Origin of the sequence: Pseudomonas hefeiensis (assembly GCF_030687835.1) — a bacterium.
Lineage (GTDB): Bacteria > Pseudomonadota > Gammaproteobacteria > Pseudomonadales > Pseudomonadaceae > Aquipseudomonas > Aquipseudomonas hefeiensis.
The window spans coordinates 506,530-522,742 of the sequence record NZ_CP117449.1 but is presented as its reverse complement, the minus strand read 5'-3'; the positions used below and the strand labels follow the sequence as shown (position 1 = coordinate 522,742).

Genomic DNA, 16,213 nt, shown 5'->3' with positions numbered 1-16,213 from the left:
TCAACGACTCACAGCAATCGCCTGGTTATTCATGATACGCGGAGTGAGGAATACCAACAGCTCGGATTTTTTCTCCGAAACCACATCACGCCGGAAAAGGCGGCCAAGATACGGCACATCGCCAAGAAATGGCACCTTATCTACGACCTTGCTCTGAGTATTTGAGAAAACCCCGCCAATCACAATGGTCTCGCCGTCATTGACCAGCACCTTGGCGTTGACTTCGTTTTTCTTGATCGGCGGCACATCCTGCACCATGTTCAGGTAATCCGGCTCATCCTTGGTGACCTTGACCTCCATGATGATGCGGTTGTCCGGAGTGATCTGCGGGGTCACCTCCAGGGACAGCGAGGCCTCCTTGAACGACACCGAGGTAGCACCGCTGGAACTGGCTTCCTGATAGGGAATCTCCGTACCTTTGAGGATCTTTGCCGTCTCTTTGTCGGACGTCACCACCTTGGGCTGGGAGACGATTTCCCCGTTGCCGGTTTTCTCCATGGCCGTCAATTCCAGGTCCAGCAGTACATTGTCGGTGATGAAGGCGATGCCGATGCCGGATGTATTGCCCGACGCGCCCAGATCGACAAACGGCTGGTTGGTGCTGGTGCTGCCCGGCGTGCCGATGGTGGTGGAGTCGCCGGTGGTGACCCCGGAGGAATTCCAGTTGCCCTTGTTCTGTATCGACCCACCCCAGCGCACGCCCAGGCTCTTGTCGTAGTCGACGTTGGCCTCGACAATCCGCGCCTCGATCATGACCTGGCGCACCGGGATATCCAACTGCGCCACGATCCGGCGCAGCTCATCGAGCCGGTCCTGGGTCTGGTAGGCAATGATGTTGTTGGTTCGCTCATCAACGGTGATCGTACCGCGCTCATCGGCCTTGGCTTCGGCGCTGGTCACCGACTGGAACAGCTTGGCAATGTCCGCAGCCTTCGCATAGTTGACCTGCAAGAGCTCACGCCTTAGCGGCGCCAGGTCGGCAATCTGCTTCTGGGATTCGAGCTCCTGGCGCTCACGCGCCGCAATTTCGTCGGCAGGCGCCACCAGCAGCACATTGCCAACCTTGCGCTTGTCCAGCCCTTTGGTCTTGAGCACCAGGTCCAGCGCCTGGTCCCAGGGCACATTTTGCAAGCGCAGGGTAATGCCGCCCTGCACCGTGTCACTGGCCACCAGGTTAAGGTTGGTGAAATCGGCAATCAGTTGAAGGACCGAGCGCACCTCGATGTCCTGAAAGTTGAGGGACAACTTTTCACCGCTGTAGGCCGCGCGACCGGCATCGCGTTTCTGCAGGTCCTCGACAGTCATGGGCCGGACACTGACGGTCAGCTTGTTATCCGTCTGGTAGGTGGAGTAATCGAAAGTGCCGCTGGGTTCGATGCTGATGGTGGTCCGGTCGGCGCCCGCACTGGCGTTGACGAACTGCACCGGGGTGGCGAAATCCTTGACGTCCAGGCGCACTCGCAGCGGTTCGGGCAACTGGGTCTTGGCGAAGTTGAGGATGATCTTGCCCTCACGCTCCTGAATGTCAGGGGTGATGGAGGGGTCCGACAGATCGATCACCACGTTGCCTTCGCCCTGAGTGCCGCGCTGGAAATCAACCCCTCGAATGGCCTTGCCCGCCGGCGCACTGGCTCTGGCGGGCACAACACTGGGGGCTGGCGGGCGTGAAGCCTGGGAAGTGGCGCGGGGAGCCGCACCCTTGCCAACCACCACGAGCAGGGCGTTGCCCTCGACCCGCGCGGTATATGGCGCAAGCTGGGTAAGGCCGATGATCAAGCGGGTACGATCCCTAGCCTCGACCACCGTGGCGCTTCGTGCATTGCCAGCGCCAAGATCATGTCTCTTGTGGGCCAACTGGCTGGTTACCCCTGGCAGATCCAGGGCGATCCGGGCCGGTTGCTCGGTGGTATAGCCCCGGGGCGCAGGTGGCGGCCCGTCGAAGGTGAGCTTCAACTCGATACGGTCCCCGGGCAGCGCCGCGACATCCAGCGTTTTCAGATTGGCCGCATGAACCATCGGCGACAGCAGCGCTATCCATAGCGACATACCGAGGGTTGGAAAAATCCTGTTCATTGTTCGAGTTCCACTATTGAGTGCTCTTTCAGAGGAATGGTCCGTGGCCGTTCCAGCCAGGCGCCCTCGCCATCAGGAACGATTTCGAGCACATCGACCTGAGTGGCGCTGATGCCGACGATCCGCCCGTCGTTGCGTCCCAGATAGTCACCGACCTTGAGCCGGTGCACCCCGCCCGCACCGCGTAGCAGCGCGAAGGAGCCGCTGAGGTTGGAGATCGTCCCGACCATTTCAAACTGCTCGATGTTGAAGCCCTCCAGGTATTGCTTGACCCGGGCCGGGTCGGGCCGGACGTTGCGCGCGCCCTTCTGGCGGCCGGCCTGATCCACCCTGACCTGGCGTGAAAACGGGCTGCGCAGGTCGGCGGCGCTGTAAGTGAAGGTTTCGTAAGGCCTGAACGTCGGTGTTGGCTCGATCTTGCCGGGCGGGCGCAGACGAACTTCGTTCATGTAGGCGTCCAGGTCGCTGAAGCCGCTATCGTTGTTGCAGCCCGCCAGCGCGACCAGCCCTGCCAGCAGGAAAATGCGACAAGCCGGCTTCATGGCTGCACCTCCTGCTCGTTGTACCGGTAGGTCTTGGCCTGGATGCTCATGCGCAGTTTTTTCCCCGCGTCGGGCTCCATCGGGACGATGTCAAAATCGTGCAGCGTGACGATCCGTGGCAGCCCGGCAACGCCGCTGACGAAGGTTGCCAGGTCATGGTAGTCGCCGGTCACGGTGATCTGGATCGGCAGTTCGATGTAAAACGGCTGGGTGACCTCCGGTAACAGCTTGATCTCCTCGAATTCCAGGCCACTGCCCAGACCGGTTCGGGTGATGTCCTCCAGCAGGCCAGGCACTTCGGTGTCACTGGGCAATTGCCGCAACAGCACGCCGAAGGAGGCTTCCATCTGCTTCATCTGTTCGGTGTAGCGTTCCAGATTCGCGGCCATGTGAGCTTTGCCCGCAAACTGTGCCTTGAGGGTGTTTTCTTCCCCGCGCACTTGTTGCAGCTGGTTCTCCAGGTCACTCAAGGCAAAGTTATAGCCCAACCCCAATACCAGGATGACCAGCAGGATGCCGGTCAACCATTTGACCGGCATCGGCCAGGAGCCAATGTTGTTGGTGTCCAGCTCACTGATGTCGATCTTGCGCAGCGCTTCGAACCACTCTCCCGGCTTCATTGGACGTCCTCGACAACGGCCGGACGGGTCTGGCGAACCGTCAGCTGGAAGACGTTGGCCTGATCGAGCTGACCGGCCGTGGTGGCCTTGACTTCCGTCAGGCTGGGCGCATCGAACAGGTTCGAGGCGTCCAGGTTACGCATCAGGTCCGAGACCCGGTTGTTCGATTCCGCGGCGCCCTTGATCGAGAGCGTCTTGTCTTCCATCTTCACTTCGGTGAAATACACCCCGTCCGGCAGGGTTCGCGCCAGTTGATCGAAGATGCGCCCGCTCACCGGCCGGTTTCCCTGCAAGTCCTGGATGATGCGCATGCGCGCCAGCAGTTGCTGGCGGCGGGCCTTGAGTTCGCTGATCTGCTTGATGCGCTCGTCCAGCACGGCGATCTGCTCGCTGATGTGACTGTTGCGAGCCACTTGGTGGTCAATGGCGCTGTCCAGGTATCGGACCGCGATCAGCGTCAGCCCTACCGCCCCGACCAATGCGCCTAGCAATGCCAGCAAAAAGCGCTTGCGACGCTCCTCACGCAGCTCCTCTCGCCAGGGAAGAAGGTTGATCCGCGCCATCAGTCAAAGCTCCTGAGGGCCAGCCCGCAGGCAATCATCAAGGCCGGTGCATCACTGGCCAGGGCACCGGCATTGACCTTGCTACCCAGGGCCATGCTGGAAAACGGATTGGCCACCTGGGTCGGCGTGCCCAGGCGCTGTTCGATCAGCCGGTCCAGGCCCGCGACCGAGGCGGTGCCTCCGGCCAAGAGGATGTGGTCCACCGCACTGTACTGGCCCGACGCAAAGAAAAACTGCAAGGAACGCGATACCTGTTGCACCAGGGCCTCGCGAAAAGGTTGCAGGACTTCACCGAGGTAATCATCCGGCAGGCCACCCTGTTTCTTTGCCTGGCCGGCCTGCTCGGGCGACAGGCCGTAGCGGCGCTGGATTTCTTCGGTGAGCTGGCGACCACCGAACAATTGTTCACGGGTATAGATGATGCGCCCGTTATGCAGCACGCTCAGAGTGGTCATGGTGGCGCCGATGTCGATCACCGCTACCGTCAGCCGCTCCTGGGACGCGGCCAGTTGCGTGGCAAGCAGCCCAAAGGCGCGCTCCAGCGCGTAGGCCTCCACATCGACCACCTTGGCGGTCAACCCCGCGAGCGCCAGCGCGGCCTCGCGAACCTCGACATTCTCCTTGCGACAGGCGGCCAACAGCACCTCGACCCGCTCGGCGCTGCGCGGTGAAACGCCCAGGACTTCGAAGTCGATGGCCACCTCGTCCAGCGGATAAGGAATGTATTGATCGGCTTCGATCTTAAGCTGGTTTTCCATGTCGTCGTCGGAAAGTCCGGCGTCCATCTCGATGGTCTTGGTGATCACCGCCGACCCCGCTACAGCCACCGCCACGTTGCGCAAGGGTGTCCTGGCCTTGGCGAGCACCCGTGACAATGCCTGGCCCACGCCTTCGAGCTCGGCAATGTTTTTTTCGACCACGGCGTTGGCCGGCAACGGCTCGACCGCGTAGGACTCGACACGGTAGCGGTCACCCTGGCGGCTCAACTCGAGCAGCTTCACTGACGTGGAACTGATGTCTATCCCCAAAAGCGTATGGGCTTTTTTATTGAAGAGTCGTAGCACTACCAATTCCCTATGACTATCCGTGAGTTACGGACTCTCTAATATGCGTTGCGTTCAATCACTCCGGCCCGACGGACGTCCGGGTGGCGTTACCAACGGAAAAAAATGCTTATAATGCCCAGCGTTTTTTTTCGCTTTGTTGCAAGCACGGGTCCTTCCCTGCACCTGGCGCCTTTTCATTCTTTGCCTGGATATCCAAAAGCCTTGATTCGTCTGCTGAAATTTTTCGGATGGTCCATCGTCGCCGTTTTCTGCGGACTGCTCCTGGGTCTGAGCGGGGCGTTTCTTTACCTTAGTCCGGGATTGCCGTCCGTGGAGGCCCTGAGAAGTATTCAGTTGCAGATTCCCCTGCGGGTGTACAGCAGCGACGACAAGTTGATCGCAGAGTTTGGCGAAATGCGCCGCACACCGATCCGTTTCGCCGACATTCCCCCCAATTTCATCAATGCGTTACTAAGTGCTGAAGACGACAACTTCGCCAATCACTACGGCGTCGATCCGGGCAGCTTGATGCGGGCGGCGAGCCAGCTGATCAAAAGTGGCCACATCCAGTCCGGTGGCAGCACCATCACCATGCAGGTGGCGAAAAACTTCTTCCTGACCAGTGAGCGCAGCTTCTCGCGCAAGACCACCGAGATCCTCCTGGCCCTGCAAATCGAGCGACAGCTGACCAAGGACGAAATCCTGGAGCTGTACGTCAACAAGATCTACCTGGGCAACCGCGCCTACGGCATCGAGGCGGCGGCGCAGGTGTACTACGGCAAATCGATCCGAGATGTGAGCCTGGCGCAGATGGCGATGATCGCGGGCCTGCCCAAGGCACCGTCGCGCTTCAATCCGCTGGCCAACCCGGCGCGCAGCAAAGAGCGTCGTGACTGGATCCTGGGGCGCATGTACAAGCTGGGCAAGATCAGCGAGGCCGAATACACCGCCGCGGTCAACGAGCCTCTGAACGCCAGTTACCACGTGCCGACCCCTGAGGTGAACGCGCCGTACATCGCCGAAATGGCCCGTGCCGAGATGGTCGGGCGTTATGGCAGCGACGCCTACACCGAGGGTTTCCGCGTGGTCACCACGGTGCCGAGCAATCTGCAGGAGATGGCCAACACCGCCCTGCATGAAGGCCTGATCACCTACGATCAGCGCCACGGCTACCGTGGACCTGAATCGCGCCTGCCCGGCAAGACCAAAGAAGCCTGGGCCCAGGAGCTGACCAAGCAGCGCACCATCAGCAGCCTGGAACCGGCGATCGTCACGCAGGTGGACAAGGACGGCATCCTGGTGCTGACCCGCAATGGCGAGCTGGAAGAGCACGTGAGCTGGGACACCATGAAATGGGCGCGCCCATTCCTCAACACCAACAGCATGGGCGCCACCCCCCGACAGCCGTCGGACGTCGCCCAGGTGGGCGATCTGATCCGGGTACAGCGCCAGCCGGATAACACCCTCAAGTTCAGCCAGATCCCGGCGGCCCAGGGTGCACTGGTATCTCTCGACCCGCGGGACGGTGCCATTCGTTCGCTGGTGGGGGGCTTCGCCTTCGAGCAGAGCAATTACAATCGCGCGATGCAGGCCAAGCGCCAGCCGGGCTCAAGCTTCAAGCCGTTCGTGTACAGCGCGGCTCTGGATAACGGTTACACGGCCGCCAGCCTGGTGAACGACGCACCGATCGTGTTTGTCGACGAATACCTGGACAAGGTCTGGCGCCCGAAGAACGACACCAATACCTTCCTGGGCCCGATCCGCATGCGCGAAGCGCTGTACAAGTCGCGCAATCTGGTGTCGATCCGCTTGCTGCAGGCGCTGGGCGTGGACCGCACCATCGACTACATCAGCAAGTTCGGCTTCAACAAGCAGGACCTGCCGCGCAACCTGTCGCTGGCCCTGGGCACCGCAACCCTGACCCCGATGGAGATCGCCACGGGCTGGAGCACGTTCGCCAATGGCGGATACAAAATCACCCCATACCTCATCGACAAAATCGAAAGCCGCAACGGTGACACGCTGTTCCTCGCCAACCCGCCACGGGTGCCTTCAGGCGAGCAGGCCAGCGACGGCGTCGCCGCACCGGCCAGCGAGACGTTCACGGTAGAGGCGACACCGGGCGAAGCCACGACAGCGCCAGCCGTACCGCAAGCGCCGGTCATCGCTGAACGCATTATCGATGGCCGTACCACCTACATTCTCAACAGCATGCTGCAGGACGTGATCAAGCTTGGCACCGGCCGCCGCGCCCTGGCCCTGGGCCGTACCGACCTGGCCGGCAAGACCGGTACCACCAACGAATCCAAGGACGCCTGGTTCTCGGGCTATAACGGCGATTACGTCACCACCGTCTGGACCGGTTTCGACCAGCCCGAAAGCCTGGGTCGGCGCGAGTACGGGGGCACCGTGGCGCTGCCGATCTGGATGAGTTACATGGGCGCCGCCCTCAAGGACAAACCCCCACACACCCAACCGGAACCGGAAGGCATCCTCAGCCTGCGGGTCGACCCGGTCAGCGGCCGCGCAGCCACTCCAAGCACTCCAGGCGCCTACTTCGAACTGTTCAAGAGCGAAGACACCCCACCGTCGATCAACGAGCTGGACAACGGCATCGTGCCAGGCAGCCCACTGCCAGCGGACGAAGCGGCGCCAATCGATTTGTTCTGACCGCTGCGCCTAAAAAGCTCCGCCTTCGAAAGAAGTGCGGGGCTTTTTTCAGGCCCTCAAATTACACACATTCCTGTGGGAGTAGCGGTGCTCAGACAAAATCGGCAGGTACAAAAAAGCCCCGACTCAAAGAGAGCCGGGGCTTTTTATTGAACGCTACAACGGCTTAACCGTTGAACACATCATCCACGCTCTTGAGCGGGTAGTTCTTCGGATACGGCAGGGTTGCCACGCCGGTCTCGATCGCGGCCTTGGCCACGGCGTCGGAGATCAGGGTGATCAGGCGTGCGTCCATTGGTTTCGGAATGATGTACTCACGACCGAATTCCAGCTTGATGCCGCCGTAGGCATCGCACACTTCCTGAGGCACTGGCAGCTTGGCCAATTCGCGCAGGGCGTTGGCGGCCGCGACTTTCATCTCTTCGTTGATGCGCTTGGCGCGAACGTCCAGGGCACCGCGGAAAATGAACGGGAAGCCCAGTACGTTGTTGACCTGGTTCGGGTAGTCCGAACGGCCGGTGGCCATGATCACGTCGTTGCGGGTTGCGTGAGCCAGCTCTGGGGCGATTTCCGGATCCGGGTTCGAGCATGCAAACACGATCGGGTTCGGCGCCATGCGCAGCAGGTTTTCCGCGCTCAGCAGGTTCGGACCCGACAGACCAACGAATACGTCGGCACCGTCCAGCGCGTCGGCCAGGGAGCGCTTGTCGGTGGGGTGGGCAAACACAGCCTTGTACTGGTTCAGGTCGTCACGGCCGGAGTGGATCACACCGGTACGGTCAACCATGAAGATGTTTTCGATCTTGGCACCCATGCTCACCAGCAACTTCATGCAGGAGATGGCAGCAGCGCCGGCGCCCAGGCAGACGATCTTGGCTTGTGGCAGGGTTTTGCCAGCGATTTCCAGGGCATTGATCATGCCGGCCGCGGTTACGATCGCGGTGCCGTGCTGGTCATCGTGGAACACTGGAATGTCGCACTGCTCGATCAGGGCACGTTCGATCTCAAAGCACTCAGGTGCCTTGATGTCTTCCAGGTTGATGCCGCCGAAGGTAATGGAGATACGCTTGACGGTGTCGATGAAGGCTTGCGGGCTTTCGGAGTCGACTTCGATGTCGAACACGTCAATACCGGCGAAACGCTTGAACAAAACGCCCTTGCCTTCCATGACCGGCTTGGAGGCCAATGGGCCGAGGTTGCCCAGGCCGAGAATCGCGGTGCCGTCGGAAATGACTGCCACCAGGTTGCCCTTGCCGGTGTATTTGTAGGCCAGCTCAGGGTCGCGAGCGATTTCGCGTACTGGTTCGGCTACGCCGGGGCTGTAGGCCAGCGACAGATCGCGGGCAGTAGCGGTGGCCTTGGTGAGCTCGACACTCAGCTTCCCTGGACGAGGATTAGCGTGATATTCGAGAGCGGCAGTTTTCAGATCAGACATGTGGGCATTCCGCTTTTTACTGTGTTGGACAGACGGACCGCCGAGGATACGCGCCTCGCAAAGTCCCTACAAGACTGACCAGTCACCCCTGTCAAGCGCGCCGCCCTACGACTTTGGGCCAAGAGCCACAGAACACAAGGTCTGAGTGCATACAATGCCAGCGATAAATGTCTACAATTTTTTATCGAGACCCGCCGCTCAACATCCCTGGATCGGTCAACGGCAACAACCAGCGCGCGTGCCCCGGTTCAAGCCTGCCACGTCGCGAACGGTCGACCACCCAGCCACGCGCTTCGATACGCTTGCCTTTGAGGCGCTCAAGCGAGGCCATATCGAAGCGGCTCACCAGATTGGGGGCAACGCGCAATACAACCGGCCCCTCCAACTGGACCCAAATACCACCACGATTGCGCGTGACCCCGCTCACACGGCCGGTGAGTACGGCAAAGCCTGATGCCCTGATCTGTTGCGCCTGGAGCACAGGCGAACGCTTCCACACCCCGAGACCCGCTTCCCGCGCCTGACGTTCGGCAGCGCGCTGGCAGTGCGCCAGATCGACATTCGGCGCGACCACCACGTGAAACCCCAAGCCCTCGGCAAGCAACTGCGCTTCCAGATTCTGACCGTCGGCGTTGTAGACATGGGCCAACGTGCGACCGTAGCGATCTTTGCCTTCCTTGCCGGGTATCAATCCTACGCGCCCCTCACTGGCGCGCACCAACGTTTCAAGGCGTCGACGTGCAGCGACGGCGAACGGCTCGTCGGAACGCCCTTGCCGGCCCAGCTCAGGACTGTTTAGTCCGATCATGCGCACGCTGCGGCCATCTGCCAGGCGCAAGGTATCGCCATCCACCACTCGCTGGACCTGCACCTGGGCCAGGGCAGGTGGAACCGGGCAGAAAGCCTGGGCGCCGCTCAGCCAAATCGCGGACACAAAAAAGGCGCCCGCAAGGGACGCCTTCTTCATCAGTCTGGAGCAGTCGAGACGACCATCCAAAATGATTAGCCTCAGGCCTTTGGAGCTGCTTTGCCAAAAGCACCGAAACGATCGGCGAACTTCTGAACGCGGCCGCCGGTATCCAGAGTCTTTTGCTTACCGGTGTAGAACGGGTGGCATTCGTTGCAAACGTCGATCGACAGGGCTTTGCCGTAGGTCGAACGAGTTTCGAACTTATTGCCGCAGCTGCAGGTCACGGCAATTTCTGGGTATTCCGGATGGATATCGGTTTTCATGGTGTTTTCCTCAGGCTAGCGTGCCGCCACCCAACACTATTGTTGAATACCGCACGTAATTAGGCCGCGGATTCTACCAGACAACATCAATCACGCAAGCTATGACTTGTACCAACCGTCTGCTAGGCTCCCCGCCTCATGCGCAAGCTCTTCTGTGGGAGCGGGCTTGCTCGCGAAGGCGGTGTGTCAGGCACATCATTTCTGTCTGATACTCCGCCTTTGCGAGCAAGCCCGCTCCCACATTCAGCGCCAGCCTCACCAAATGCCTGTTTATTGAGATCCCCCGCGTGCCCGACGCCATCCTGCGCCTCGCCCTGCCCTCGCCTCTGCGTCGCCTGTTCGACTACCGCGCCCCGGCGGGAGTCCTGCGTGAGCAGTTGCATCCGGGCATGCGCCTGCGGGTGCCGTTCGGCCGGCGGGAGATGATCGGGATTCTGGTGGAGGTCGCCGACCACAGCGAAGTCCCGGCCGACAAGCTGAAGCCAGCCCTGGCCCTGCTCGACGCAACGCCGCCGCTGCCCGCCTCGCTGTTCAAGCTCTGTCTGTGGACCTCTCAGTACTATCAGCACAGCCTCGGCGACACCCTGAGCTGGGCGCTGCCGGTATTGTTGCGCCAGGGCGAACCGGCCGAGGCACGCCAGGAGCGGTTCTGGTCGGTAGCACCGGGCGCCTCGCTGGACGACCCGCGTATCGCCCGCGCCCCGCGTCAGCGTGAGGCCCTGGCGACCCTGGCCCAGCATCCCCACGGCGTGGCCCATCAGCTATTGAGCAAACTGATGCTCAGCAAGGACAGCCTGGACCTGCTGCTGGCCAAGGATCTGGTCCAGGTGGAAATCCGCAGGCACGCCCCAGGCGCTCGCCATGAACATTGGCTGGCCCAGCCGGAACTGCCGCTCAATGCCGAACAGCGGGCCGCTTGCGAGGCGATTCGCGCAGGTTTCGACAGCTATCACGCCTTTCTACTGGCCGGCGTCACCGGCAGCGGTAAGACCGAAGTCTATCTGCAACTGATCCGTCAGACCCTGGAAGCTGGCAAGCAGGCCCTGGTGCTGATTCCGGAAATCAACCTTGGGCCACAAACCCTGGCGCGCTTCGAACAACGCTTCAACGCGCGGATCGCCCTGGTGCATTCGGCGGTCAACGACCGTGAACGCCTGGAAGCCTGGCTCGCCGCCCGGGACGGTGAAGCCGACATCATCATCGGCACCCGCTCGGCTCTGTTCACACCGATGAAAAACCCCGGCCTGATCATCATCGACGAAGAACATGACGGCTCCTATAAACAGCAGGAAGGCCTGCGCTACCACGCCCGCGACCTGGCACTGGTGCGGGCACGCCAGGAAAACATCCCCATTGTTCTCGGTTCGGCCACGCCATCCCTGGAAAGCCTGCACAACGCCTACACCGGCCGCTACGGGCTCCTGCGCCTGAACGAACGGGCCGGCGGCGCCAAGCAGCCACGGTTCCTGCGCCTGGATGTAAAAAGTCGTCCGCTGGACAGCGGCATTTCCGGGCCGATGCAACAAGCCATCGGCCAGACCCTGGCCGCCGGGCAACAGGTCTTGGTGTTCCTCAACCGCCGGGGTTTCGCCCCGACCCTGCTGTGTCATGACTGCGGCTGGATGTCGGGGTGCGAGCGCTGCGACGCACGAATGACCGTGCATCAACGCCACGGCGAGCTGCGCTGCCATCACTGCGGCCACGCCGAGCGAGTGCCGAGGCATTGTCCACAATGCGGCAAAGTGGACCTGCGCCCGGTGGGGGCCGGCACCGAACGCGCCGAAGAACGGCTGGGCATCCTGTTTCCCGATTACCCGGTACTGCGGGTCGATCGCGACAGCACTTCGCGCAAGGACGCCATGAATCAGTTGTTCGCCACGATTCAGAAGGGCCAGCCATGCATCCTGGTGGGCACGCAGATGCTCGCCAAGGGGCATCACTTTCCCCGGGTCACGCTGGTGTCAATCCTTGATGCCGACGGCGGCCTGTTCTCCGGTGACTTCCGTGCCAGCGAGCGCATGGCGCAGTTGATCGTCCAAGTCGCAGGCCGGGCGGGACGCGCCGAAGAACCAGGCAAGGTGATTATCCAGACCCACCTGGCCGACCATCCGCTGCTGATACAACTGACCGAACAAGGCTACTTCGCCTTCGCCGAGCAAGCCTTGAGCGAACGTCGCGCTGCCGGCCTGCCGCCGTTTGCTCACCTGGCGTTGTTGCGGGCCGAAGCCCATAAGCCGGGGCAGGCCGAAGCGTTCCTTGACGAAGCCTGCAGCGAGGCCGAGCGTTTGCTAGGGCAACAGAACCTCACGGGCATCGAACTCTTGGGCCCGGTGCCGGCTCCGATGGAACGGCGGGCGGGGCGTTATAGGGCTCAACTTCTATTACAAGCCAATGCCCGGGCACCGTTGCATCGGCTATTAAGTGCCTGGCTGCTGGCGCTGGAGCAGATGCCCAGCGGACGAGCGGTGCGCTGGTCGCTGGATGTGGATCCGGTGGATTTGTACTGAATGAGCAGATCGCAAGCTTTGCCCCCTGTGGGAGCGGGCTTGCTCGCGAAGGCGGTGGATCAGTTTGCGATGATGTTGGCTGTGCCGCCGCTTTCGCGAGCAAGCCCGCTCCCACAAGGGGACCGAGTACATCCAGGCTACCAAGAATAGCCACCACATATCCCCACCCGACCCGCTACAGTTGGCAAGCTTGCCTTCGCCACGGATAATGCCCAGTTTTTCCACCAGCGCATCGAAGCGCCGCCGCGCCTGCGGTAAAGAGAAGACCATGAAAGACACCATTCGCCAGCTCATCCAGCAAGCCATCGCCCAACTCGTCACTGAAGGTGTGCTGCCAGAAGGCCTGTCGCCGGCGATTCAGGTCGAAAATACCCGTGACAAGACCCACGGCGACTTCGCCAGCAACATCGCGATGATGCTCGCCAAACCGGCCGGCATGAAACCGCGGGACCTGGCCGAAAAAATCATCGCCGCGCTTCCGGCCGACGAAAACGTCAGCAAGGCTGACATTGCCGGCCCAGGCTTCATCAATTTCTTCCAGAACACCCAGGCCCTGGCCTCACGCCTGGACGCGGCGCTGGCCGACGAACGCATCGGCGTGCGCAAGGCCGGCCCGTTGCAACGCACTGTGGTCGACCTTTCGGCCCCCAACCTTGCCAAGGAAATGCATGTCGGCCATCTGCGCTCGACCATCATTGGTGACGGCGTGGCCCGCGTACTGGAGTTTCTCGGCGACACGGTGATCCGCCAGAACCATGTCGGCGACTGGGGCACCCAGTTCGGCATGCTGATGGCCTATTTGCAGGAAAATCCAATCACCAGCGATGAGCTGTCGGACCTGGAGAACTTTTACCGGGCCGCCAAGCAACGCTTCGACGAATCGCCCGAATTTGCCGACCGCGCCCGTGGTCTGGTGGTCAAGCTGCAGGCCGGCGATACCGAGTGCCTGGCGCTGTGGAGCAAGTTCAAGGACATCTCCCTGTCCCACTGCCAGAAAATCTACGAGTTGCTGAACGTCAAACTGACCATGGCTGACGTGATGGGCGAAAGCGCCTACAACGATGACCTGATCAACGTGGTCAACGACCTCAAGGCCAAGGGCATGCTGGTGGAAAGCAACGGCGCCCAGTGCGTGTTCCTCGAGCAGTTCAAGACCGCTGACGGCGAGCCACTGCCAGTGATCATCGTCAAGGCGGACGGCGGCTACCTCTACGCCACCACCGACCTGGCGGCCGTGCGCTACCGCAACAGCGTGCTCAAGGCGGACCGGGTCCTGTACTTTGTCGACCAGCGTCAGGCCCTGCACTTCCAGCAAGTGTTCGAAGTGGCGCGCCTGGCCGGTTTCGTGAGCCATCCGATGGAGATGGAGCACATGGGCTTCGGCACCATGAACGGCGCCGACGGCCGCCCGTTCAAGACCCGCGACGGCGGCACGGTCAAACTCATCGACCTGCTGACCGAAGCCCAGGACCGCGCCTACACCCTGGTCAAGGGCAAGAACCCGGACCTGGCCGAAGACGAACTGCGCCAGATCGCCAAGGTCGTGGGCATCGACGCGGTGAAGTACGCCGACCTGTCCAAGCACCGCACCAGCGACTACAGCTTCAACTTCGACCTGATGCTCAATTTCGAGGGCAACACCGCGCCGTACCTGCTGTACGCCTACACTCGCGTGGCCGGGGTGTTCCGCAAGCTGGGCAAACGCTTCGATGAGGTGGAAGGCCAGATTGTGCTTCAAGCCCCTCACGAACAGGAGCTGGCAGCCAGACTCGCGCAGTTCGGTGAAGTGCTGAACAACGTCGCTGACAAAGGCACCCCACACACCCTGTGCGCGTACCTGTACGATGTGGCCGGTCTGTTCTCCAGCTTCTACGAGAACTGCCCGATCCTCAACGCCGAAACGCCAGAGCAAATGCAGAGCCGCCTGCGCCTCGCCGCACTGACCGGGCGCACCCTCAAGCAAGGCCTGGAACTGCTGGGCCTGGAAACGCTGGAGCGCATGTAAGTTGGCCGCCAAGAAAAAACCTGCACCCAAACGTGGCGCCAGTCGTTACCAGCCTCCAGCCAAACAGCCGATTCCGGGCTGGTTGTGGATGGCCATCGGCCTGACCGTTGGCGCTTTCATTGTGTTTCTGATGAAACTGGAACCGGGCCAGGGCGATGACGTCAAGCGCGTGCGCCAAGAGCAGCAGAAGGCCACGCGCATCGCCGAGGCCAACAAGACCCCGCCGAGCCCGACGCAACCGGTCAAGCCCAAATACGACTTCTATACCCTGCTGCCGGAATCGGAAGTCATCGTGCCGCCCGATGCCGTGCCGGAGAAGACCCTACCGACGCCGCAAGTGCCGCAGGTGCCCACCACACCGGTGACCCCGGCCGAAGCGGCGAAGATCGACACCGCCCGCGCCCAGGCTGCCCTGGCCGGCATCACGCCGCCACCGGCACCGCCGGTGCAGAAGGCCGCTCCGGTGACGAAGTTCTTCCTGCAGGCCGGCTCGTTCCGCAAGGAAGCCGACGCCGACAAGGTCCGGGCGCAGATCATTCTGCTGGGCCAGTCCGTGGCGGTGGAGTCCGGTACGGTGAAGGAAGAAACCTGGTATCGGGTGCTGGTCGGTCCATTCAGCAACCGCGAAGAACTGACAAAGGCCCAAAAGCAACTGGCCGGCAGCGGTTTCAGCAACCTGTTGTTACAACAGCGCCAGAGCCGCTGAAGCAGGTGAACGCAGCCCTGTGGCGAGGGAATTTATCCCCGCTGGGCTGCGCAGCAACCCCTAAAGGCTTGATGCGATAGACCTGCCATACCGCGTCGCAGATCTTAGGGGCGCTGCGCGCCCCAGCGGGGATAAATCCCCTCGCCACAGGGGCCATGATCTGCCCTCAAAGCAAAACAAGCCACTCATCCCCTCTCCCACCCCACGGTTGAAAAAACCCACGCCACCCCCATATGAGTTCCATCCGGGCATTTTCGCCCCGCTGCGTGGAGACTCTTCCCTTGACCACCATCGTTTCAGTCCGCCGTCATGGCAAAGTCGTCATGGGCGGCGACGGCCAGGTTTCACTAGGCAATACCGTGATGAAAGGCAACGCGAAGAAAGTCCGCCGCCTGTACCACGGCCAGGTCATCGCCGGCTTCGCCGGGGCCACTGCCGATGCTTTCACCCTGTTCGAACGTTTCGAAGGCCAGCTTGAGAAACATCAGGGCCATCTGGTACGTGCTGCCGTGGAGCTGGCCAAGGAATGGCGCACCGACCGCTCCCTGAGCCGCCTCGAAGCCATGCTCGCGGTCGCCAACAAGGACGCCTCGCTGATCATCACCGGCAACGGTGACGTCGTTGAACCCGAGGATGGCCTGATCGCCATGGGCTCCGGCGGTGCCTACGCCCAGGCCGCAGCCAGTGCCCTGTTGAAAAAGACCGATCTGTCGGCCCGCGAAATCGTCGAGACAGCGCTGGGCATCGCCGGCGACATCTGCGTCTTCACCAACCACACCCAGACCATTGAGGAGCAGGATCTCGCGGAATAAG

The 16,213-nt window shown here is 61.7% G+C and carries 13 protein-coding genes; 5 read left to right on the top strand and 8 right to left on the bottom strand.

Features of this window, described 5'->3' with window-relative positions:
- Genes PSH57_RS02260 through PSH57_RS02240 form a run of 5 tightly spaced genes read right to left on the bottom strand, consistent with a single transcriptional unit; the run spans position 1 to position 4,862 of the window.
- Positions 1-2,073: a type IV pilus secretin PilQ gene (locus tag PSH57_RS02260; protein ID WP_305387557.1), complete on the bottom strand. Its 2,073-nt coding sequence runs from the start codon at positions 2,071-2,073 to the stop codon at positions 1-3.
- Entirely contained in the window at positions 2,070-2,615 is a 546-nt protein-coding gene (locus PSH57_RS02255) for a pilus assembly protein PilP (RefSeq protein WP_305387556.1), read from the bottom strand. Before PSH57_RS02255 ends, PSH57_RS02260 begins: the two co-directional genes overlap by 4 nt.
- Complete coding sequence (gene pilO / locus PSH57_RS02250) at positions 2,612-3,235, bottom strand: type 4a pilus biogenesis protein PilO (RefSeq protein WP_305387555.1); 624 nt, start codon at positions 3,233-3,235, stop codon at positions 2,612-2,614. The genes PSH57_RS02255 and pilO overlap by 4 nt, the downstream gene beginning before the upstream one ends.
- Positions 3,232-3,798 (bottom strand): PilN domain-containing protein, encoded by a 567-nt coding sequence (locus PSH57_RS02245; RefSeq protein ID WP_305416320.1) that lies wholly within the window; start codon positions 3,796-3,798, stop codon positions 3,232-3,234. The genes pilO and PSH57_RS02245 overlap by 4 nt, the downstream gene beginning before the upstream one ends.
- Entirely contained in the window at positions 3,798-4,862 is a 1,065-nt protein-coding gene (locus PSH57_RS02240; protein ID WP_305416317.1) for a pilus assembly protein PilM, read from the bottom strand. Before PSH57_RS02240 ends, PSH57_RS02245 begins: the two co-directional genes overlap by 1 nt.
- Positions 4,863-5,069: 207 nt before the next feature.
- Between PSH57_RS02240 and PSH57_RS02235 the strand changes: the two genes are divergently transcribed.
- Positions 5,070-7,514 (top strand): penicillin-binding protein 1A, encoded by a 2,445-nt coding sequence (locus PSH57_RS02235; protein WP_305390263.1) that lies wholly within the window; start codon positions 5,070-5,072, stop codon positions 7,512-7,514.
- A gap of 166 nt (positions 7,515-7,680) precedes the next feature.
- Here the strand turns inward: PSH57_RS02235 and PSH57_RS02230 are convergent, their stop codons facing one another.
- The 3 genes from PSH57_RS02230 to rpmE form a co-directional block, all read right to left on the bottom strand.
- Entirely contained in the window at positions 7,681-8,949 is a 1,269-nt protein-coding gene (locus tag PSH57_RS02230; RefSeq protein ID WP_305387553.1) for a malic enzyme-like NAD(P)-binding protein, read from the bottom strand.
- Positions 8,950-9,130: 181 nt separating this feature from the next.
- Positions 9,131-9,916 carry a thermonuclease family protein gene (locus tag PSH57_RS02225; protein WP_305387551.1) on the bottom strand — a complete coding sequence of 262 codons (786 nt, stop codon included), beginning with the start codon at positions 9,914-9,916 and terminating at the stop codon, positions 9,131-9,133.
- A gap of 41 nt (positions 9,917-9,957) precedes the next feature.
- A complete protein-coding gene (gene rpmE / locus PSH57_RS02220; RefSeq protein WP_256229404.1) occupies positions 9,958-10,182 on the bottom strand; it encodes a 50S ribosomal protein L31 in 225 nt (74 codons plus the stop codon).
- 287 nt (positions 10,183-10,469) lie between these two features.
- On the opposite strand from rpmE, the gene PSH57_RS02215 reads away from it, so the two are divergent.
- The 4 genes from PSH57_RS02215 to hslV all read left to right on the top strand — a co-directional run bounded on the left by PSH57_RS02215 (position 10,470) and on the right by hslV (position 16,212).
- Positions 10,470-12,689 carry a primosomal protein N' gene (locus PSH57_RS02215; RefSeq protein WP_305387549.1) on the top strand — a complete coding sequence of 740 codons (2,220 nt, stop codon included), beginning with the start codon at positions 10,470-10,472 and terminating at the stop codon, positions 12,687-12,689.
- A 268-nt stretch (positions 12,690-12,957) separates the two neighbouring features.
- Positions 12,958-14,694, top strand: a complete 1,737-nt coding sequence (gene argS / locus PSH57_RS02210) for an arginine--tRNA ligase (protein WP_305387547.1) — start codon at positions 12,958-12,960, stop codon at positions 14,692-14,694.
- Between the two features lies 1 nt (position 14,695).
- Positions 14,696-15,400, top strand: coding sequence for an SPOR domain-containing protein (locus PSH57_RS02205; protein ID WP_305387546.1), 705 nt, complete (start codon positions 14,696-14,698; stop codon positions 15,398-15,400).
- 281 nt (positions 15,401-15,681) lie between these two features.
- Positions 15,682-16,212 carry an ATP-dependent protease subunit HslV gene (gene hslV / locus PSH57_RS02200; RefSeq protein WP_003186641.1) on the top strand — a complete coding sequence of 177 codons (531 nt, stop codon included), beginning with the start codon at positions 15,682-15,684 and terminating at the stop codon, positions 16,210-16,212.
- Position 16,213: the final 1 nt, after the last annotated feature.

Excerpts from the sequence above, each read along its gene's own strand:
- PSH57_RS02260 (WP_305387557.1), bottom strand. The coding sequence starts at position 2,073 with ATGAACAGGATTTTTCCAACCCTCGGTATGTCGCTATGGATAGCGCTG.
- PSH57_RS02255 (WP_305387556.1), bottom strand. The coding sequence starts at position 2,615 with ATGAAGCCGGCTTGTCGCATTTTCCTGCTGGCAGGGCTGGTCGCGCTG.
- pilO (WP_305387555.1), bottom strand. The coding sequence starts at position 3,235 with ATGAAGCCGGGAGAGTGGTTCGAAGCGCTGCGCAAGATCGACATCAGT.
- PSH57_RS02245 (WP_305416320.1), bottom strand. The coding sequence starts at position 3,798 with ATGGCGCGGATCAACCTTCTTCCCTGGCGAGAGGAGCTGCGTGAGGAG.
- PSH57_RS02230 (WP_305387553.1), bottom strand. The coding sequence starts at position 8,949 with ATGTCTGATCTGAAAACTGCCGCTCTCGAATATCACGCTAATCCTCGT.
- PSH57_RS02225 (WP_305387551.1), bottom strand. The coding sequence starts at position 9,916 with ATGAAGAAGGCGTCCCTTGCGGGCGCCTTTTTTGTGTCCGCGATTTGG.
- rpmE (WP_256229404.1), bottom strand. The coding sequence starts at position 10,182 with ATGAAAACCGATATCCATCCGGAATACCCAGAAATTGCCGTGACCTGC.
- argS (WP_305387547.1), top strand. The coding sequence starts at position 12,958 with ATGAAAGACACCATTCGCCAGCTCATCCAGCAAGCCATCGCCCAACTC.